This window comes from Pseudomonas sp. F9001, from assembly GCF_013385435.1.
Lineage (GTDB): Bacteria > Pseudomonadota > Gammaproteobacteria > Pseudomonadales > Pseudomonadaceae > Aquipseudomonas.
The window spans coordinates 1-19,477 of sequence record NZ_JACAPX010000034.1 but is presented as its reverse complement, the minus strand read 5'-3'; the positions used below and the strand labels follow the sequence as shown (position 1 = coordinate 19,477).

The 19,477-nt window shown below is 63.0% G+C and carries 15 protein-coding genes; 5 read left to right on the top strand and 10 right to left on the bottom strand.

From position 1 onward, the window contains the following. The first annotated feature begins 5 nt into the window (after positions 1 to 5). On the top strand, positions 6 to 311 hold the full coding sequence (locus HX818_RS26045) for a DUF6482 family protein (RefSeq protein WP_008431191.1): 306 nt from the start codon (positions 6 to 8) through the stop codon (positions 309 to 311). Continuing rightward, the gene (locus HX818_RS26040; RefSeq protein WP_177020985.1) at positions 308 to 1,849 is read left to right on the top strand and encodes a cryptochrome/photolyase family protein; all 1,542 of its coding nucleotides are present in this window, start codon (positions 308 to 310) and stop codon (positions 1,847 to 1,849) included. The genes HX818_RS26045 and HX818_RS26040 overlap by 4 nt, the downstream gene beginning before the upstream one ends. On the opposite strand, the gene HX818_RS26035 is transcribed toward HX818_RS26040, so the two are convergent. Next, positions 1,841 to 3,121: an MFS transporter gene (locus HX818_RS26035; protein ID WP_173406087.1), complete on the bottom strand. Its 1,281-nt coding sequence runs from the start codon at positions 3,119 to 3,121 to the stop codon at positions 1,841 to 1,843. The genes HX818_RS26040 and HX818_RS26035 overlap by 9 nt on opposite strands. Positions 3,122 to 3,254: 133 nt before the next feature. On the opposite strand from HX818_RS26035, the gene HX818_RS26030 reads away from it, so the two are divergent. After that, entirely contained in the window at positions 3,255 to 3,719 is a 465-nt protein-coding gene (locus HX818_RS26030) for a hypothetical protein (RefSeq protein ID WP_008431185.1), read from the top strand. A 144-nt stretch (positions 3,720 to 3,863) separates the two neighbouring features. On the opposite strand, the gene HX818_RS26025 is transcribed toward HX818_RS26030, so the two are convergent. Next, on the bottom strand, positions 3,864 to 5,969 hold the full coding sequence (locus HX818_RS26025) for a TonB-dependent receptor domain-containing protein (protein WP_003219873.1): 2,106 nt from the start codon (positions 5,967 to 5,969) through the stop codon (positions 3,864 to 3,866). Between the two features lie 439 nt (positions 5,970 to 6,408). Here HX818_RS26025 and HX818_RS26020 point away from each other — a divergent pair, with 439 nt between their 5' ends. Then, on the top strand, positions 6,409 to 7,596 hold the full coding sequence (locus tag HX818_RS26020) for an acyl-CoA dehydrogenase family protein (RefSeq protein ID WP_003219870.1): 1,188 nt from the start codon (positions 6,409 to 6,411) through the stop codon (positions 7,594 to 7,596). Positions 7,597 to 7,618: 22 nt separating this feature from the next. Further along, entirely contained in the window at positions 7,619 to 8,707 is a 1,089-nt protein-coding gene (locus tag HX818_RS26015) for a sigma-54-dependent Fis family transcriptional regulator (RefSeq protein WP_003219869.1), read from the top strand. Between the two features lie 35 nt (positions 8,708 to 8,742). On the opposite strand, the gene HX818_RS26010 is transcribed toward HX818_RS26015, so the two are convergent. From HX818_RS26010 to HX818_RS25975, 8 genes are all read right to left on the bottom strand, one after another. After that, on the bottom strand, positions 8,743 to 10,548 hold the full coding sequence (locus HX818_RS26010; RefSeq protein WP_008431180.1) for an ABC transporter ATP-binding protein: 1,806 nt from the start codon (positions 10,546 to 10,548) through the stop codon (positions 8,743 to 8,745). Positions 10,549 to 10,872: 324 nt separating this feature from the next. After that, the gene (locus tag HX818_RS26005) at positions 10,873 to 11,385 is read right to left on the bottom strand and encodes a GNAT family N-acetyltransferase (RefSeq protein ID WP_134326161.1); all 513 of its coding nucleotides are present in this window, start codon (positions 11,383 to 11,385) and stop codon (positions 10,873 to 10,875) included. Beyond that, positions 11,382 to 12,824 carry an MFS transporter gene (locus tag HX818_RS26000; protein ID WP_177020984.1) on the bottom strand — a complete coding sequence of 481 codons (1,443 nt, stop codon included), beginning with the start codon at positions 12,822 to 12,824 and terminating at the stop codon, positions 11,382 to 11,384. Before HX818_RS26000 ends, HX818_RS26005 begins: the two co-directional genes overlap by 4 nt. Then, positions 12,821 to 14,029 carry an acyl-CoA dehydrogenase family protein gene (locus tag HX818_RS25995; protein WP_008431174.1) on the bottom strand — a complete coding sequence of 403 codons (1,209 nt, stop codon included), beginning with the start codon at positions 14,027 to 14,029 and terminating at the stop codon, positions 12,821 to 12,823. The genes HX818_RS26000 and HX818_RS25995 overlap by 4 nt, the downstream gene beginning before the upstream one ends. 20 nt (positions 14,030 to 14,049) lie before the next feature. Then, entirely contained in the window at positions 14,050 to 15,765 is a 1,716-nt protein-coding gene (locus tag HX818_RS25990; RefSeq protein WP_177020983.1) for an ABC transporter ATP-binding protein, read from the bottom strand. After that, the gene (locus tag HX818_RS25985) at positions 15,762 to 16,625 is read right to left on the bottom strand and encodes an ABC transporter permease (RefSeq protein WP_177020982.1); all 864 of its coding nucleotides are present in this window, start codon (positions 16,623 to 16,625) and stop codon (positions 15,762 to 15,764) included. Before HX818_RS25985 ends, HX818_RS25990 begins: the two co-directional genes overlap by 4 nt. Beyond that, the gene (locus HX818_RS25980; protein WP_102370239.1) at positions 16,622 to 17,602 is read right to left on the bottom strand and encodes an ABC transporter permease; all 981 of its coding nucleotides are present in this window, start codon (positions 17,600 to 17,602) and stop codon (positions 16,622 to 16,624) included. The genes HX818_RS25985 and HX818_RS25980 overlap by 4 nt, the downstream gene beginning before the upstream one ends. Continuing rightward, positions 17,599 to 19,260 carry an ABC transporter substrate-binding protein gene (locus HX818_RS25975; RefSeq protein WP_177020981.1) on the bottom strand — a complete coding sequence of 554 codons (1,662 nt, stop codon included), beginning with the start codon at positions 19,258 to 19,260 and terminating at the stop codon, positions 17,599 to 17,601. The genes HX818_RS25980 and HX818_RS25975 overlap by 4 nt, the downstream gene beginning before the upstream one ends. Positions 19,261 to 19,477 lie beyond the last annotated feature (217 nt).

Below are 19,477 nucleotides of genomic sequence, written 5' to 3'. Positions count from 1 at the left end.
GAACCATGAACCTGCAAGCCCTGACCAGACTGGCCACCCAAGGCGCTGTACGCGAAATGGAACTGCTGTCGCTGGAAGGTGGTTTCTATCTGGCGCGCGTAACGCTGGACCACGGCCAGTTCACGCTGCTGGACGAGTCGGCGAAGCCCCTGCACTTTCGCTCCGTCAATCACCTGCGTGACGTGTTGCAGGCAGTCCCTGCGTTTCCCTGCACCCTGGTGCATCAGTGCGTGCATGACGAAATGTGCGGCCGGCGAGAAGGCGCTATCGAGCCACTGCGAACGCCATTTTCCCTGGAAGCGCCGTGGTGACCAAGGCAGTTCGAAACCTGTGCCTGGTGCTGGGCGACCAGTTGTCGTTTGACCTGGCCTCACTGGGCGGGCTGGACAGCCAGCACGATGCCGTCTTGATGGTCGAGGTCATGGAGGAAGCCAGCCATGTGCCCCACCATCCGCAAAAAATCGTCCTGGTCTTCAGCGCCATGCGCCATTTTGCCCAGGCGTTGCAGCAGCGTGGCGTGCGGGTGCAGTACGTGCCCCTGGACGATCCGCAAAACACCGGCTCGGTGCCCGGCGAGTTAAGGCGCTGGCAATCGCTGATGCAACCCCGGGAAATACACCTGACCGAATGCGGTGACTGGCGCCTTGAGCAATCCCTGAAGGACTGCGGTTTGCCGATCCAGTGGCATGCCGACCACCGATTCCTGTGCAGCCGTGACGCGTTCGCCGCTTGGGCCAGCGGTAAAAAACAGCTGCGCATGGAGTACTTCTACCGGGAGATGCGCCGCAAGAGTGGGCTCTTGCTCAACGGTGACGGTACGCCGGTGGGCGGCGCCTGGAACTTTGATGCGGACAACCGCAAGGCATTGCCCAAGGGCACCAGGGCGCCCTACCCGGCGCGCTTCAGCTCGGACTCGATCACCCAGGACGTGCTGGCGCTGGTAGGTAAACACTTCAGCAGCCACTACGGTTCCCTCGACACCTTCGATTACCCCGTGACCCACGCCGACGCGCAGGCCCTCTGGGACTACTTTCTGGATTATGGCCTGGCTGGATTCGGTGATTACCAGGACGCCATGGCCAGCGACGAGCCGTTCCTGTTTCACGCCCGTATCAGCGCAGCCCTGAACATCGGCCTGCTGGACCTGCGCCAGCTGTGCAGCGATGTGGAGGCGGCCTATTGGTCGGGCAGCATCGGGCTGAACGCTGCCGAAGGGTTTATCCGCCAACTGATTGGCTGGCGTGAATATGTACGCGGCGTGTACTGGCTGAAGATGCCCGACTATGCCGCAGGCAATGCATTCGGCAACAGCCGCCCGCTGCCGGAGTTCTACTGGACGGGCGAGACGCAAATGAACTGCATGCGCCAGGCGATCGGCCAGAGCCTGAAACATGCCTATGCCCATCACATCCAGCGGCTGATGGTCACCGGCAATTTCGCCCTGCTGGCCGGCATCGTGCCCAGCCAGATATGCGAGTGGTACCTGGCGATCTACATGGACGCTTTCGACTGGGTCGAGCTGCCCAACACCCTGGGCATGGTCATGCATGCGGATGGCGGTTACCTGGGTTCCAAACCTTATTGCGCGAGCGGCCAATACATAAAGCGCATGTCGGACTACTGCCGCGACTGTGCGTACAAAGTCACGGAAAGTACCGCTGACAATGCCTGCCCGTTCAATGCGCTTTACTGGCACTTCCTGATGCGCCACGGCGACCTGCTGCGGGGCAATCAGCGCATGGCCATGCTTTACAAGAACCTCGACCGGATGCCTGAATCCAAGCAGGACGCGCTGTGGGAACGGGGCCAGAGGCTGCTGGCGAAGCTGGATGCGGGCGAGTCACTTTGAGCGGGCGACTTGGTGTTTGCCGGCACGCTGACCGAGCAGCATCAATCCACCTCCCGTCAGCAGCAAGCCCGCCGCGATAACGATATAGCCGCCGTACACATCCACACCTTGCACGAGGTTGAGCGTCTGGGAACACACCAGGGTGCCGGTCAGCGAGGCAATGGCCAGCACCGGCGTCACGGTCGCGGAGACTCGGCCCATATAGCCTGCCGGCACGGCCTCTTGCAGCATAGGCCCCTGCACCATGGCAAACACCGAAAAGCACAGCCCGCAGCAGAACATCAGCCCCCAGGCCAGGTAAAACGGCGGATGCAACGCATAGCCCAGGTAGCTCAGCCCCAGGCACAACAGCGCCACGGTGAACGCGCGTCGAATGCTCAAGACCTTCAACAGCGGCCGAACGAGAAAGGCCGCCACCAGCCCGCCGACGGGGAATGCGGCGAGTACCAGGCCATATTCACGCGGGCTCAGGCCCAACGTTTTGAAGGCATACAACGACAGGACGACGTTGTTGATACCGAGGGAAAAGCCATATAACGCCACGCCGGTCAGCAGGGTTCGAATCGACGGGTGGCCCCAGGAAAACCGCAGGCCGGCCAAGAGTCCACGCCAGAATGAGGCGCGCTCTGCGGGCAATGCAGCCCCCAAATCTCGGGTGGCCAGGATACATAGCGCTGAACAGCTGAACGCCAGCACATTGATCAGCAACGCCCAGATCGGCCCCACCCACACAAACAGCGCCGGGCCCACGGAGGCGGAAAGCACCGAAATGCCCGTGAGGGAAAACATCGTCTTGGCCGACGCTTCCACCCGCCGCTCAGCGGGAATGATCACTTGCATGACCGCCTGCCGGGACGGGTTGAAGAACTGCGCGGCGCTGCTGTTCATCACCAGCAACAGCAGCACGCCGGCGAACACTTGCATCTGATCGAGGCCGGACAGCGAATAGATCAGGATAAAGATCAGGAAGTTGATCACCCGGATAGCGTCTGCGCTGATCATCACGTAGAGCGGGGTCAGGCGGTCGACCCAGGCACCCGCCAATGGCGCCACCAGCACCCGCGGGATCGCCGAGGCCGCCACCGCCAGGCCCACGGCACTGGGTAGAAAGGCGCTGTCACGGAACAGATCGGTCACCAGCCAGACGATGATCGTGCTCTCCAGCACATACTCGCCGAAGGACGAGAGCGCCTGGCCCAGCCATAAAAGTGAAAAATTGCGGCTGATGAAAAAACCGGCAAACCGGCTTTGCCCTTGATTCGTCCTGAACACCATCCCTTCCCTGTGCGAAACGCTGTGAAATTTTCCGGCCGCTGCGAATTGTTGTGAAGCCGGTGATAAATGGCCAATTGCCCATGCTAACGTCGGCTTCGATGTCATCCAATTCATTGAGGGAGCAGCGCCGATGTCTACTACCGTAACACCCGCCGGTGGCGGACCGACCACTCAAAAAGCCTCGACGTCGGTATTCGACGACAAGTTGAATATTTCCAAGTCGAGCAAGGTGATCGCCGATTACATGCGCCAGTCGGGCAAGTCGGCCATCACCAAGCAAGAGCTTTCGCAACTGGCCAGCAATGCCTCGGGCAAGGTGCCGGCCGATGTGAGCGCTGCGGCCCAGTACATGGAACGCCACCCCGACGTGTTCACCGCCATCGAAACCCATGATGTGGCCGGTGCCGATAATTTTTCCGGGGTGTGGAACTTCGACTGGGCAGCCAACGGTGGGCTCAACGGCACGGCGACCGATGCCATCGCCAAGATGCAGGACACCTTTGACTTTGCAATCGCCAAGTCGGCGCAGATCACCGAGATCAGCACCGGTAAAAAGGCCGAGCTGGATTCGACCAAGCAGCGGCCGCAGAACTAGGTTCCTCGAAATGATCGTTCCCACGCTCCGCGTGGGAATGCATACCGTGAAGCTCTGCGTCACCATCACCTCTCGCATCGACGGCCGGACGCAGAGCGTCCAAGGCGGCATTCCCACGCGGAGCGTGGGAACGATCTGTCACGGTCAGAAGTGAAACGCCACCCCCGTGGTCACGTTGAACGCATCCCCCACATAGAAGTTGGCCGAGTCCTGGCCCTTGGCGTCGTACGCGGTGTTGGTGGCCGTGGCATAGCGCTTGTTGGTCAGGTTGCGTGCATCGACAAACACTTCCCACTTCTTGCTCGGGGCCTCGTAGCCCACCTTGGCCCCCCACAACGTATACGACGGCGCACTCAGGGAGTTGGCAAAGTCGACGTAATAACTGGACGCCGCCCGGGCGTTGAGCTGCGCATAGAAACCACTGCCTTGGCGATATTCCAGCTCCGCCTGGTAGACCTGGCGCGGCAGGCCCGGCAGCTGGTTGTCGCCGAACACCGCATCGTTGCGGTAGTGGAAGTCGTTGAAGGTATAGGCCTGGCGCAGGGTCACGGTGTCGCCATTGCCGCCGTCCCACAGTTGCGCATTCAAGCCGGCTTCGATGCCCTGGTGAATGGTCGCGCTGCCGTTGGAGGTAGCCACCAGTTGGTCCTGGGTGGCCGTCGCCTGGCGTACCACTACCGACAGCAGTTCTTTCTGCACCCACGAGCGGTAGACCGTCAGGCTGCCGTCAAAAATACCGTGGCCGCCGCGGATACCGAACTCCACGGTGTTGGCTTTTTGCGGCCGCACATCACGGATGTACGGCGTGCCGGTGCTGCCCAGCTGCCAGGTGACCGGTGGATCCACCGAGCGGCTGACGTTGCCGAACACTTCGAATTCCGGAGTCAACTGATAGCGCAGGCCAATGCGCGGGGCGACGTCGGTCTCGTCGTATTCAACGCCACTGGGGAAAGCGCTGGTGTTGGTGGCGGTGCTGTATTCGATCTGCGCCTTGCGCTTGATATCAATCAATGACAACCCGGTGGACAGCCACGTGCGGTCATTCAGTTGCAGTTCGTTGCCGAGGGAAAACACCGTGTCCCGCGAGCCGGTGTAGTTGGTCTTCTGCTGGGTGATGCCGGTGGCCTTGCTGTGGGATTTCACATCGGCCAGGTACGCCAGCGTATTGCTGAAGGTCACGCTGCTGTCGCTGCGCAGGCCGAAGAAGGTGTCGGCGGTGCGCAGGTAGCGCAAGGTCAGGTTGACGTCCTGGGAGCGCCATTCCTGTGGTGTTGGCGAATAGCGCCAGCCGTTGTCCAGCGGGTAATCGTTGTAGCCCAGGCCGACTTCGAGCTTGGCATTGTCGTCGAAGGTGTAGGTGGTGGTGCTGCCCAGCAGGGTCGAGCCGTCCTTCTTGCGCCCGATGGGCACGAGGTTGCTCGTGGGGTCGTGCTTGAGCTGGTATTTGGTCAGGGTGTTGCCCTGGCTGAGGGTTTCTTCCTTGTAGCGAATGTAGAAGCGCGTCTCCAGTTGCGGGCTGAACACGTGGCCGAAGTTGGCAACGATCCCCTGCCCCTTGTTCGGTGTGTTGTCCTGGTAACCGTCACGCTCGTTGTGCTGGATGCTGACGTAATAGTCATTGTCGCCGTCCACGCCGCCGGTGCTCAGCTGCTCCTTGCGATAGCCGAAGCTGCCGGCTTCGAAACGCGCGTAGTTGCCCGGATCGGTGCGGCCGGTCTTGCTCACGAAGTTGATCGCGCCGCCCAGGGACAAGGCCGAATAACGGAAGGCGTTGGCGCCGTAGAGCACCTCGGTGTGGTCCACGGAAGCCATGTCCAGCATGTCTTCCTGGGTGCCGCCCGGGCCGGTCAACGGTAGGCCGTCATAGAGGAATTTGATCCCCAGCACATAGCCTTGATAGAAGGTGTTGAGGCCCGAGCCGCGGATCGAAATCTTGTTCGCGCCCGAGCCGCTGGTGGCCTGGGCGAATACGCCCGGCTGCAACGCCAGCACGTCCTCGGCGTTCGCCGCGCGGCCCTGTTCGATCTTGCGGTTGTCGATCACTGCGGTTTTGCCGGGCACCTTGGACAGTTGCTTCTCGGCCTTTTGCGCTTCGGTGGCTTCGGCACCGGTGACCACTACCGTGGCCAGGGTCGGGTCCGCCTGGGCGGCAAAGGCCGCGCCGTGTATCAACATCAACAGCACGCCAAGGCTGGACGCGGTGGCCAGTGACTCAAAACGACGAGCGCGAGGTTCAAACAGTTGCCGCATGAATTAAATACTCCTGGGGTCTCGAATTAGTTGGAGCATCTATTCGTATAGTCGCGCTCTATTTTCAACTTTGCAGGGTTCATGCCACGTCCAAGCCTCAATAAACACTGGCCGGCCACCCTTATTAATCGCCACAAGTGCAACACTTTGCTGGTGAAATGTTCGATTCCGGACAATACAAAAATCACCCACAAACACTTATATGTTCAAGCAATAAAAGCATAACGAAAGCCCCGCCCTGCGGGCACAGGACGCAACTGTGCAAATCCCAACAGCCCTCCAACAAAAGTTGCGTATTCGACACTGTCCGCGCCTGCATCCCCGTAAGAAGTCGCAAGTTATCGGCTTATTGTTACTTGGTATGGGTCTTGCTCTATCCATTGCCTGTTGAAACAAATCAGCTCGAGCATTCTCGACTTAAGCAACGAGGTATTCACGCGTGACGGTCAACTTACTCTGCACCCGCAGGACGCCACTGGAGATTGCCCGTGACCTGGCGACCGAGTTCGCGCGCACCGCCGTCGACCGCGACGCCAGCGGCGGTACGCCCAAGGCCGAACGCGACAAACTGCGCAGCAGCGGCCTGTTGTCCCTGAGCATCCCCGGGCAATTCGGCGGGCTTGACGCCAACTGGTCGGAAACCTTCGAGGTGGTGCGCGAATTCGCCCGGGTCGACAGCTCCATCGCCCACGTATTCGGCTTTCATCACCTGATGCTCGCCACCGTCCGGTTATTCGCCACGCCCGCACAATGGCAAACCTGGTTCAGCCTGACGGCCAGCAACAACTGGTTCTGGGGCAACACCCTGAACCCCCTGGACACCCGCACGGTGGTCAAGCGCCACACGGGCTGGCGGGAATTCTCGGGACAGAAGAACTTCTGCTCCGGGGCTAACGACTCGGAAATGCTGATCGCCTCGGCCATCGATGAAAGCGCCGGCGGCAAGTTGCTGATCGCGGCGATTCCCAGCGCCCGCAGCGGGATCATCCTGCACAACGACTGGAACAACATGGGCCAGCGCCAGACCGACAGCGGCAGCGTGACCTTCAAGCGCGTGCGCGTGGAAGAGTCCGACCTGTTACTGGACCCGGGCCCCCTGAGTACTCCGTTCGCCTGCCTGCGCCCGCTGATTGCGCAACTGCACTTCGCGAATATCTTCCTCGGCATCGCCGAGGGCGCATTCGAAGAGGCGCGCCAATACACCCTGGAAGAAGCCCGCCCGTGGTTCCGCTCCAGCGCCAGCCACAGCACCCAGGACCCTTACATCCTCAGCCACTACGGCGATTTCTGGGTGGCGCTGCAAAGCACCCGCCTGCTGGTGGAGCGCGCAGGCCAGGTGCTGGACGCGGCATGGGCCAAGGGCTCGGCCCTGACCAGCGAGGAACGCGGCGAAACGGCGATTGCCATCGCCACCGCCAAAGTCGCCGCCAGCCGCAATGGCCTGGAGTTGTGTAGCAAGGTCTTCGAGGTCACCGGCGCACGGGCGACCAACGCCTCGGTGGCCCTCGACAGGCACTGGCGCAACTTGCGCACCCAGAGCCTGCATGACCCGCTGGACTACAAACTTCATGAACTGGGCGAGTGGGCACTGAACGGTACCGCGCCCATCCCGACGTTTTATTCCTGATCTTTTATTCAAAGGGATAACCATGCAACTGCTGACCCTACCGCCCTCGCCCGCCCTTGCCACCTCCATCCGCGCCACCGCGCAGGTGTTTGAAGACCCCAGGTCCAAGGCCTTGCTCAAGCATGTGCAACAAGTCGCGCCGAGCGAAGCCAGCGTGCTGATCATCGGTGAAACCGGCACCGGCAAAGAGTTGGTCGCACGGCATATCCACAACCTCAGTGGCCGCAAGGAGCAGCCATTCGTGGCGGTGAATTGCGGTGCGTTCTCCGAATCACTGGTGGAAGCCGAGCTGTTCGGCCACGAGAAAGGCGCGTTCACCGGTGCCCTCGGTGCCAAGGCCGGCTGGTTTGAAGAAGCCAACGGCGGCACGCTGTTCCTCGATGAAATCGGCGACCTGCCCATGTCGATCCAGGTCAAGCTGCTGCGGGTATTGCAGGAGCGTGAAGTAGTGCGCCTGGGTTCGCGCAAAAGCATTCCGATCAATGTGCGGGTGCTGGCGGCGACCAACGTGCAGCTGGAAAAAGCCATCAACGCCGGGCATTTCCGCGAGGACCTGTTCTACCGCCTGAACGTGGTCAACTTGGAACTCAGCCCGCTGCGGGATCGCCCCGGCGATATCCTGCCGCTGGTGCAGTACTTCATCGACACCTACACCCGCCGCCTCGGCTATGGCGAGATCATCTTGAGCAAGGAAGCCGAGCAACGCCTGGCCACCTACAGTTGGCCGGGGAATATCCGCGAGCTGGAAAACGTCATCCACCACACCCTGCTGATCTGCCGCGACGGCGTGATCCAGGCCGATGACCTGCGCATGTCCAACCTGCGTATCGAACGCCAGGAAGACAGCACCACCGCCCATGACCTGCTCGACCAGGCCTTCCAGCGGCTGTTCGAGGAGCAGATAGAAAACCTCCACGAACAGGTGGAACGCAGCCTGCTCACCGCCGCCTACCGGCTGTGCCAGCACAACCAGGTGCACACCGCCGAGTTGCTGGGGCTGAGCCGCAACGTGACCCGCACCTTGCTGATCAACCTCGGTGAGCTGAAGGTCAACAAGCGCCGCCCGCTGGCCGGTGCCAAGGATGACAGGGTGCTGCACCTCTCGATCTGAACCTGACTGCGCGGCGTACCCGGTACGCCGCTTGGTCACACCACCGCTTCATCCAGCGCATCGCTGAACTGGCGACTCCACAACCGCGCATATTGCCCGCCCTGGCGCAGCAACTGTTCGTGGCTGCCGTCCTCGATCACCCGGCCATTGTCGAACACCAGGATCCGGTCCAGGTGGGCCACGGTGGACAGCCGATGCGCGACCACCAGCACGGTCTTGTCTTCCATGATTTCGTCGAGCTTGTCCTGGATAAAGCGCTCGGTGATCGAGTCCAGGCTGGAAGTGGCTTCGTCCATCACCAGGATCGGCGCGTTTTTCAGCAACACCCGGGCAATCGCAATGCGCTGGCGCTGGCCGCCGGACAATTTGACCCCACGCTCGCCCACCAGCGATTCGTAGCCGTGTTCCATGCTGTCGATAAATTCACTGGCGCCGGCGCGGTGGATCGCCTCGGCGACCTCGTCCATCGAGGCATCCAGGCGGCCGTAATGGATATTTTCGCGAATGCTGCGGTGGAACAGGCCCGGCTCCTGGGGAATCAGGCCGATCTGCTGGTGCAGCGAATGCTGGGTCACCTCGCGCACGTCCTTGCCGTCCACCAGCACCTGGCCTTGCTGCACGTCGTAGAGACGCAGGAGCAAGCTCAGCAGGGTCGACTTGCCGGAGCCCGAAGCACCCACCAGGCCGACTTTCTGGCCGGCGGGGATGACGATATTCAGGTGTTCGAAAATCGAACGGTCACCGCCATAGCTGAAGCCGACATCGCGAAACTCGATATCGCCGCGCTTGACCATCAGCGCCTTGGCGCCGGGTTGGTCGATGACTTCATGGGGGCGGATCAGGGTGCGCACACCGTTGGCGATATTGCCGGTGGCTTCGAAGAATTCGAGAAAGCGTCGCGACAGGTTTTCCACATCGCTGATGATCAACAACGAAAGGCTGGTGGACATGACAAACGCAGCAATGTCGATACGGTGGCTGCGCCACAGGTAGAGCGCCAGCAATAACAAGCCGAGCTTAAGCACTACGCCACAGGAAGCCTGGAACCAGCGAATTTTCTCCATATACCCCAGGGATCGGTAGGCAGCCGCCACCTCCTTGTCGAGGAAAGTGCCGAGGTAACTGTGCTCGAACGCATGGCGCGCAAACAGGCGGATATTGGCCAGGTTGGAGACCGCATCCACCACTTTGCCGGTGCTGGTGCTGCGCGCTGCCGAATACTGTTGCGCCAGAGGATGACTGCGGCGTGCGAGGACGTAGCAGATAGCGATAAACGCCACCGACCAACCCGCCATGAACAACGCCAACAACGGCGATGCGGTCCATAGCAAGGCCGTGGCCAGGCTCAGCGTCACCAGCAGCGGGATCAGGTCGAACAACAAGATGCTCAGGGTCTGATTCACGCCCAGGGTAATTTCCGCCACCCGATGCGCCAGTGCCCCGGCGAACTCATTGCTGATGAAACGATGGGAGTGCTGCTGCAGATAGGCGAACACCACATGCGTCACCGTGCGCCGCTGCAACGGCAAGACGTGGATATGGCAGCCTGCCGATGCACGGGTAAACAGTACTTGGCACACCAGTAGCGCGCTTAGCAGTGTCAGTGGCCATTGCAGCACTTCAAAGGCACGCTCCGCTTCCAGCCCGTTGCTCACGGTGCGGGTGATCTGCCCCAGCCCCCAGGGCGTCAGAATCGAACACACCACCGCGGCGATCTGCAGCAGCAGGATAGCCAGGTACCAACCTTTGAAATGTCCGATGAAATGCCGCACAAACGCCGCCGGCGTCGATGGCAAGTGCTGGACATTCCAGGTGCGAAACAATGAAAAAGACGAACTCATGGCCAATGACATTCCTGAATGACGCCTGTGGCCGCGCAGCTTTCAGGCAAAAATGGTGAGTGTGATCGTTCCCACGCTCTGCGTGGGAATGCATCCGGTGACGCTCTGCGTCACGATTTTAAGAGCGGACGCAGAGCGTCCAGAGCGGCATTCCCACGCAGAGCGTGGGAACGATCTCCATAGGCAGCAACTGTGCCCCATGAAACAGACAAACATTCCCCTGTGGCGAGGGAGCTTGCTCCCGCTGGAGTGCGAAGCGCTCCCAGGATTTTGGGGCCGCTGCGCAGCCCAGCGGGAGCAAGCTCCCTCGCCACAGGTTCAGCGTCACTTTTGGGATTGGTAGCGAAGTTCCTCCAACTCACGACCGCCCCGAGCAAGGGTGCGGCTTGATTCGGGCTGCGCTATCCATCCTGCATTTTGGTAAAAGCGCACTGCCCGCCGGTTTTCAGCCAGCACCCACAACGTCGCCGTCTCCAGGCCCAGGCTCGCGAGATGCTCCAGCCCCCTGAGCCACAGCGCCCTGCCCACCCCCGTTCCCCAATGCTCGGCCAGCACATACACCGCCTGCACTTCACCGGTTACGCCTGGATCAGCATCCTCATCACGACTCGAGCTGACAACAATCCAGCCCACCACACGCCCCTCGACCTGCGCGACAAACACAGCTTCGCTCCCCTGCTCAATCGACTGCCGCCAAAAGGCTTCACGCCGAGGCTGCGTCGCCTCCAGCGAAGCCAGGTAATCCGCCGGCATCAGTTCACGATAAGCCTGCTGCCAACTGCGAATATGCACCCAGGCAATGTCACCTGCGTCCTCGATACGTGCTGCACGAATCATCCAATTCCCTCTGCGCGTTTTGCATAAATCGCCGAGCCCGCCTGGGGCGACAGCCTGCGATAAACCAGCCCCGACAAGGCACACAGCAATCCGGCACCCGCCATGATCCAGGCGATATCACTCTGCTCGACCGTGGCATGCCCGCGCACGGCCATGATCAAGCCGAGCAGGCCCGCCGCGATGCCCACCGATAAACTCAACGTCAACTGAATGGTCATCGCCGACAGGCTGCTGGCGCGGCTGGATTGCTCCGGTGGCACGTCGGCATAGGTCAACGCCCCCAGGGTGCTGAATTGCAGCGAGCGAATGATCCCGCTGCCAAATAACACCAGTATTACAATCCAGTAAGGCGTTGATACCTCGAACAGGCTGCACGCCAGGATGGTTGCACCGGTGAGCACCGCATTGCCGATCAAGGTGCGCCGGAAACCGAAGCAGCTGACAATCCGCACTGCCAGCATTTTCATCAGCAACGCACCCACGCCACCGGCCACGCTCAGCAGCCCCGCCTGCAACGGGTTAAGCCCGAAACACAGCTGGAACAGCAACACCAGCAAAAACGGCTGTGACGCGCTGCCGATGCGCATCAGGTTGCCGCCCCAGAAGCTCACCGCGAAGGTCGGGATTTTCAACAATGAAAAATCGATCAACGGGTACGCCGTCCGCCGTGCATGCAGGACATACAGCCAGGCACTCAACAGCCCGCCGCCAATCAGCAGCAACGCCCACTGGCGCGGCAACAGGCCGTGGCCCAGCACCTCGAAACCGAACACCAGCCCGCCCAATGCCACACCGCTGAGCAACAGGCCGGGAACGTCCAATGGCTGGCCGGGTGTCCCGGAATAGTCCGGGATATAGCGCAACACCAGGATCACCCCGAGCACGCCGATCGGCAGGTTGATCAGGAAGATCCAGTGCCACGACAGCACCGTCACCAACAGCCCGCCCAACGGTGGGCCCAGCAGCGGCCCCACCAGCGCCGCCACCGTCAGGTACGACATGGCACGCAGCAGGTTTTCCCGCGCCGACCAGCGCAGCAGGATCACCTGCCCCACCGGCACCATCATTGCCCCCGCAGCCCCCTGGGCCAAACGCGCCAGGGACAGTTGCAACAACGAGCCCGAGCAGGCACAGGCCACCGACGCGAGGGTGAAGAGCACGATGGCGCTGATAAACACCCGACGCGGCCCGAACCGGTCGGCCGCCCAGCCGCTGACCGGCACGAACAGCGCCACCGCCAGCAGGTACAGCGACACCACCAGGTTCATGCGCACGCTGGGCTCGCCGAAATCCTGGGCCATCTGCGGCAGCGCGGTGAGCACTGCCGTGGCGTCGATCAGTTCCATGAACAGCGCACAGCCGATGATCATCGGCACCCGGCGCGCGTGCCCGGTGCCCACCTCGCCCAAGGGGTGTGAAAGGTCGAGGGCTTTGTTCAAAACAGCCCCGATGTCGGAGGCGGCGTGCCCTTGAGTTGCCAGGCACCCACGGCTGCGGCTTTCCAGTGCCGGGGATTGTGGTTGGCCACGGTGCGCGCGTTGCGCCAGTGCCGGTCCAGGTTATGCGCGCGGCCGGTGGTGGAAGCGCCACCCACGTCGAACACCAGCTCGGCGGCCTTGAGCGCCGACTCCGCCGCGATGTATTGCGCCTGGGCCACGTCCACTGCCGCCTGGTCGACGGCCACCGCATCAAGATCCGCAGCCCAGGCGCGGTCAATGGAGTCCGCCGCGTGCAACACCACCGCTTCGGCGGTAAAGGCCCGGGCCGAGACGTCGCCCACGCTCAGTTCCACGTACGGGTCATCCACCGAGCGCGTGGCGCTGCTGTGCTTGATCGGCCGCGCATGCTCCTTGGCAAAGGTCACCGCATCATTCAGCGCATTACGCGCAATACCGGCCTGCACCGCCGCGAGGAACACTTGCAGGAACGGCGTGACAATCGTGCGCTTGCCTTCCTCGACGGTGCGGGTGCGGATCTCGCTGGCCAACACCTGCACATCATGCAGATGGGTGGTGCCACTGGCGGTCAGGCGCTGGCCCATGGCGTCGAAATCATCCAGCAACTCCAGGCCCTGGCGGTCGCGGGGCAGGATGAACGACACGGGCTGGTCATTCTCGTCCAGGGCGACGGCGCTGACCCAATCGGCATACAACGAACCGGTGCTGTAGTACTTGCTGCCGCAAGCGCGAAAGTGCTCGCCGTCACGCACGATGCGCGCACTGATCGAACCGTTGGCACCGCCGACTTCCCAGCCGGCATTGCCGATCACGGCGCCTTGCAGGTAGCGCCCGAACCAACGCTCGCGCTCCTCCTCCGCCCCCTCGGCGCGGGACGCCAGCAGGCCTTCGACAAACCCGAAACCGGGGCGCAGCGCCTGGGCCACGTTGGAGTCGGCCGAGGCGATGCGAATCAGCAAGGCAATCACGTCCTTGACCGAACCACCGGCGCCGCCAAACCGCTTGGGAATCCGCACGGTAAACAACCCGGCCTGGGCGATCTGCGCCACGGCCTCATACGGCAGTTGGCGGTCACGCTCACGTTGCGCAGCGCCGGCGGCAATCTGCGGCAGGATGCGGTCGGCACGGGCGTTCAGTTCGGCCACCGTTACAACCGGCGGCGTGGGTACAGCAGACAACTTGCTCATGGCACTTCCTTGATTCAGGTCTAGATGGCGATTTTCCACAGGCGCGATTCATCAAACAGCCAGCCGGGGTTTTCCGGCTCCAGGGCCGGCACCACCAACTGCGTGCCACTGCCGGGCAGGCGTGGCACCGCGCCCAGCAGGCGCCGGGTGTATTCGTGCTGGGGCGATTCAAACAACGTCTCGACGCTGGCGCTTTCCACCACCTGGCCGTGGCGCATCACCAACACTTCGTCGCTGACGTGGCGAATCACCCCCAGGTCGTGGGAGATAAACAGGTAGGCCAGGCCCAGCGAGGCTTGCAGGTCGGCCAGCAGATCCAGGACCTGGGCCTGCACCGACACGTCCAGTGCCGACACCGGCTCGTCGCAAATAATCACTTTGGGGTTGCTGGCAATCGCCCGGGCAATCGCCACGCGCTGGCGCTGCCCGCCCGACAGTTGCAACGGTCGGCGCTCGGCCAATTGCGGCGCCAGGCGTACCTGGTCGAGCAACTGTGTCACGCGGGCCGCCTGTTGCTCGGCGTCGATACCGGCAACGTCCAGCGCATCACTGAGAATCTGCCCCACCGTCCAGCGCGGGTCGAACGAACTCAGTGGGTCCTGATAGATCACGCTGATATCCCGGCGATGCACACGGCGGGTCTTTTCCTCGACCCGCTCGGTACCTGCCGCGGCCCATGGCTGGTCGAGAAAACGCACCTCACCGGCATCCGGTTGCAGCAAGCCGAGGGCGATGCGTGCCACGGTGGTTTTGCCGGAGCCGGATTCACCGACGATGCCCAGGGTGCGACCGGCGCGCAGCTCGAAGCTGACGTTATCCACCACCTGGCGCGACTGTTGATCGGGGCCGACATACCGCTTGCCCAGCCCGGAGGCCTTGAGCAACACCGGCGAATCCGCGCCGGGCCGTGGTTGCGCCACACCGTTGCTGCGCTCCGGCGACAAGCGTGTGCCCCGGGCATGTTCGGCGGGCACCGCATCCAGCAGCGAGCGGGTGTAGGCGTGGCGCGGGTTGAGCAGCACCTGATCCATCGGCCCCTGCTCCACCACTTCGCCGTGGCGCAGCACCAGCACCTCATCCGCCAATTGCGCGACCACTGCCAGGTCATGGCTGATGATCAGCAGCGAATCGCCACGGGCCTTGATCTGCTGCAATACCTGCAGGATCTGCGCCTGCACCGTGGCATCCAGCGCCGTGGTCGGTTCATCGGCAATCACCAGACCGGGGTTCAATGCGAGTGCGCTGGCAATCAGCGCACGCTGGCGCAGGCCGCCGGAGAGTTGATCAGGACGCTGGCGCGCACGCAGTTGCGGTTCGGGTACGCCCACCAGGTCCAGCAGTTCGATGACGCGTTCGCCACGGCTGCGACGGTCGCCCCAACGATGGGTCTCCAGCACTTCGAGAATTTCCTTGCCCACCGGCCGCAACGGGTCGAGGGACACCAGTGCATCCTGCAACACGAAGCCGATGCCATTGCCACGCAAACGACGCCAGCCGCGTTCCGACAGGCTGAGCAAATCCACACCGTCATAGCTCAAGGTGCGCGCCGTAACCTTCGCGCCCGCACCCGCCAGGCCGATCAGGCTGCGGGCGGTGACGCTTTTACCGGAGCCGGATTCGCCCACCAGCGCCAGGGTCTTGCCAGGCTCCAGGGTGAAAGACAGATTGCGCACCACCGACTGCCCGGCAAACTCGATGGACAGCCCTTCAACGATCAAGCGTTTCTGGTCGCTCATGAAAGACGGCCCTCCAGGCGTTGTTGCAGGTAACGGCCAGTGACCGTGGTCGACAGCGTGGTCAATACGATGAACAGCCCGGGGAAGAACGTCAGCCACCAGGCGTTGGCGATGAAGTCGCGGCCCATGGACAACATGGTCCCCCACTCCGGTGCCGGCGGACGGGCGCCCAGGCCGAGAAAACTCAGGGCCGAGGCCCAGACAATCGCCTGGCCCACGCCCATGGTCAGGGTCACGATCAGCGGGCGCATGGCGTTCGGCAGCAACTGGCGCAGGATGATGCGCAGCGGCGGATGCCCGAGGGCCCGGGCGGCTTCGATATAGCCCGCGTTGCGCACCGCCAGCACCTGGCCACGGACCATCCGCGCATAACCCGGTGCACTGCCCAGCCCGGTGGCGACGATCAGCGGGCCGATGCCGCTGCCGAAAATCGCCACGAACAACAGCGCCAGGATCAGGCTCGGAAACGCAAACAGCACTTCCAGCAACCAACCCACGCCGCGGTCCACCCGCGCGCCGCCCAGCCCGCCCAACAGGCCAAGCACAATGGCGATTGTCATCGCAATCGCCGTGGCTGCCAGGCCGATGAACAACGACTGGCGGGTGCCATGGATCACCCGCGAAAAAATATCCCGCCCCGACTGATCGGTGCCGAACCAGTGGGCCAGGCTCGGCGAATGAAACGCATCGCGGGGCACGATGGCCAGCGGGTCGCTGTAGGCGAACAACTGCGGCACCAGCGCCGCGACGATAACCAGCAACAGAAAGGTAATCGCCAACAGCGGGCCGAGGCGCAGCGTGCGAGTGGTGCGCTGAATCCGCAGCGCGGGCAGCGGTGTTTCCAGGGTCAGGTCACTCATGCTGGAAGCTCCTGTTGGCGAGGGTCGACCCATAGGTACAACAGGTCGACCAGGATATTGGCGAGCACGTAGCCGGCGGCGACCACCAGGCTGATGCCGATGGTCAGCGGCAGGTCCTGGGCCTGCACCGCCTGGTACAACTGGCGGCCGAGGCCCTTGCGGGAAAAAATCACTTCGATCACCACGGCACCGCTGATCAGCGCGCCGATGGCCCAGCCCGACAGCGAGATGCCCGGCAACACGGCGTGGCGCAACGCGTGTTTGAAGCGCACGTTGAAGTCACTCAGGCCACGGGTGCGGGCGGTCAGGATGAAGGGTTGGTCGAGGGTCAAATCCAGGGACTCACGGGTGACCTGGGCGATAAACCCGGCCAGCGGAATCGCCAGGGCGAACGACGGCAACACCAGGGTGCGCCAGCCATCACTGCCTGCCGGCGGGAACAGCCGCAGGCCGAACGCAAACACCGCCAGCAGCAGAATCCCCAGCCAGAAGTGCGGCAGCGCGGCGGCCAGGGTTTCCGCGAGCGAGGCCAGGCTGGCTACCCAGCGGCGGCGCCCGGCGGTCAGCACCGTCAGCGCCAGCACCAGAATCCAGGCCAGGGCGAGCGAGGTCAGGGTCAGCTCCAGGGTCGGCCAGGATTGCTCGGCGAGCACTCGGGTCACCGGCAGGTGCTGGGAATAGGAAACCCCCAGGTCACCCTGCACCAGTCGCCCGAGGTACAACGCGTATTGCACCGCCAGTGGTTTGTCGAGGCCGTACTCGCGGGTGGCTTCGGCGATGGTCTCGGGGGTGGGGTTGCCGCTCGGGCCGCCGAGGATCGCCTGCACCGGATCGCCGGGCATCAGGCGCAAGGCAAAGAACGTCAGCGTGGCCACCGCCCAGAGCACCAGCACGCCGCCGGCAAGGCGCCACAGCGCACGTTTGCCGAGCCGGGCCAGGCGCTCGCGCCGTGGGTTGGCAAGTGATGTGTCGCTCATTTGTTCACCCATGCGTCATAGAGATAAGTCACCGCCAGCGACGGCTCCAGCCGCACACCCTGGGTGGTCTTGTAGATACCCAGCCGCGTGCTTTGCGGGTAGGTGGTCAGTTGCAGGTACTGGCTGGAAGCGATTTTCTGCGCCTGGTAATACAGGGCCCGGCGCTGCTCGCTGTCCTGGGTGGTGAGGGCCTGCTGGATCAACGTGTCGAAGGCTGGATCACTGAAGCCTGCGGTGTTCTGGTGGTAACCCCCGACGCCTGCCGGACGGATGAACTCGCTGCCAAAGATGATCCGCAGCACGTCGGCGGTGTTGGTGTTCCAGTAGCCGAGGCGAATGTCGTAGTCCCAGTCGGCCTGGCGTTTGGTGGCCTGTACGTCACTCATCTGGTCGACGATCAGCTCGAAGCCGACCTGCCGGGTGGTGGCCTGCACCTGTTCCCACAAGGTGTATTCCGACGGTGGCGTGCGGTTGCCCATCACCACGTGAACTTGCAGGCGCTTGCCGTCCTTGGTGCGGTAGCCCTCGCTGTCGCGCTGGGTCCAGCCGGACTGGTCGAGTAACTGAGCAGCCCGGGCCGGGTCGTAATCCTGGGCGTGCTGGAACTCCGGGCTGTAAAAGCGCGTGGCTGGGCTCAGCGGCCCGCCGGCGCGGGGGAATTCGTTGAAGTACACGCTCTTCAACGCGCCCTCGATGTCGGAGCTGCGCACGAAGGCTTCGCGCACTCGCACGTCATCGAACGGCGCACGGGTAATGTTCAGCGTGCCGTTGGTGGGGTTGCCGGGGCGTTGGGCGATCACCAGGGTCAGGTCCGGGTTGCGTCGAGCGGCCTCGTGGGATTCGGGCGGCAAGGCTTCGATCACGTCGACCTCGCCAGCCTGCAACGAGGCGAAGCGCACGGAAGGTTCCTGGATGAACTTCCAGACGATCCGGTCGAGCCAGGCCGGGCCCTGGTGCTTGGCGGTGGGTGGCGCCCAGTTGTAGTCGGGGTTGCGCACCAGCTCGACCTGGCTTTGCCGGTCCCATCGCACGACCTTGAACGGGCCGCTGCCGACCGGGCTTTCGCAGTTCACATCGCGCGAGCGCAGCAGGGCTGTGGGGGACTCGATGCCGAGGAAGCCTTGGGCGAGGACTTCAAGAAAGGCCGCGTACGGCGTGGCCAGGTGCACCACTGCGGTGTATTCGTCGAGCACGTCGGTGCTGCGGTATTGGCGGATGTAGCCGCCTGCGGTGCTGGACTGGGTCTTGGGGTTGGCCATGTGGTCGAGGTTGGCCTTGACCGCCGCGGCGTTGAACGGGGTGCCGTCGGTGAAGTGCACGTCGTTGCGCAGGTGGAAGGTGTAGGTCAGGCCGTCGGGGGAGACTTCCCAGGTCTTGGCGAGCCAGGGGCCGATGCGGCCGTCGGCGTCCATCGAGACCAGGGAGTCGAGGTACTGCTGGGCGACGAACACCTGGGGCATGTCGCCGGCCACGTGGGGGTCGAGGCAGGTGGGTTCGCGGTCGGTGGCGTACACGAGGGTGCCGCCCTTTACCGGCTGGTCACTGCGTGTGACGGTGGAGCTGCCTTGGCCACAGCCCAGGAGCAGGCCGCAGAGTGTGGCGGTGCCGATAAGGAGCAACGGGCTGGATCGTCGCGGGTAAGGGGCGGGTTCTTGCATGATGGGTCAGGCCTAAAGTCCGGGAACTGGGTCATTGCACAAGGCATGCCGGGTTTTTGGGGCTGTAAACAGGGGGGATTGGAGGGTTGGGGGATTGCTGAAAACGACAATGTGTGTGGGAAGTGTTGGTCAGGCAACAGCTCGGCCTTGGGGGGCGTGAGGTTTGAGTACATATCCGTTGCTGCGGTAACGGCAGCTATTGGTTCCGCTCTTACAG

Coding starts and splice junctions, on each gene's coding strand:
- HX818_RS26045 (WP_008431191.1), top strand. CDS start 6: ATGAACCTGCAAGCCCTGACCAGACTGGCCACCCAAGGCGCTGTACGC.
- HX818_RS26030 (WP_008431185.1), top strand. CDS start 3,255: ATGTCTACTACCGTAACACCCGCCGGTGGCGGACCGACCACTCAAAAA.
- HX818_RS26025 (WP_003219873.1), bottom strand. CDS start 5,969: ATGCGGCAACTGTTTGAACCTCGCGCTCGTCGTTTTGAGTCACTGGCC.
- HX818_RS26015 (WP_003219869.1), top strand. CDS start 7,619: ATGCAACTGCTGACCCTACCGCCCTCGCCCGCCCTTGCCACCTCCATC.
- HX818_RS26010 (WP_008431180.1), bottom strand. CDS start 10,548: ATGAGTTCGTCTTTTTCATTGTTTCGCACCTGGAATGTCCAGCACTTG.
- HX818_RS26005 (WP_134326161.1), bottom strand. CDS start 11,385: ATGATTCGTGCAGCACGTATCGAGGACGCAGGTGACATTGCCTGGGTG.
- HX818_RS25995 (WP_008431174.1), bottom strand. CDS start 14,029: ATGAGCAAGTTGTCTGCTGTACCCACGCCGCCGGTTGTAACGGTGGCC.
- HX818_RS25990 (WP_177020983.1), bottom strand. CDS start 15,765: ATGAGCGACCAGAAACGCTTGATCGTTGAAGGGCTGTCCATCGAGTTT.
- HX818_RS25985 (WP_177020982.1), bottom strand. CDS start 16,625: ATGAGTGACCTGACCCTGGAAACACCGCTGCCCGCGCTGCGGATTCAG.
- HX818_RS25980 (WP_102370239.1), bottom strand. CDS start 17,602: ATGAGCGACACATCACTTGCCAACCCACGGCGCGAGCGCCTGGCCCGG.
- HX818_RS25975 (WP_177020981.1), bottom strand. CDS start 19,260: ATGCAAGAACCCGCCCCTTACCCGCGACGATCCAGCCCGTTGCTCCTT.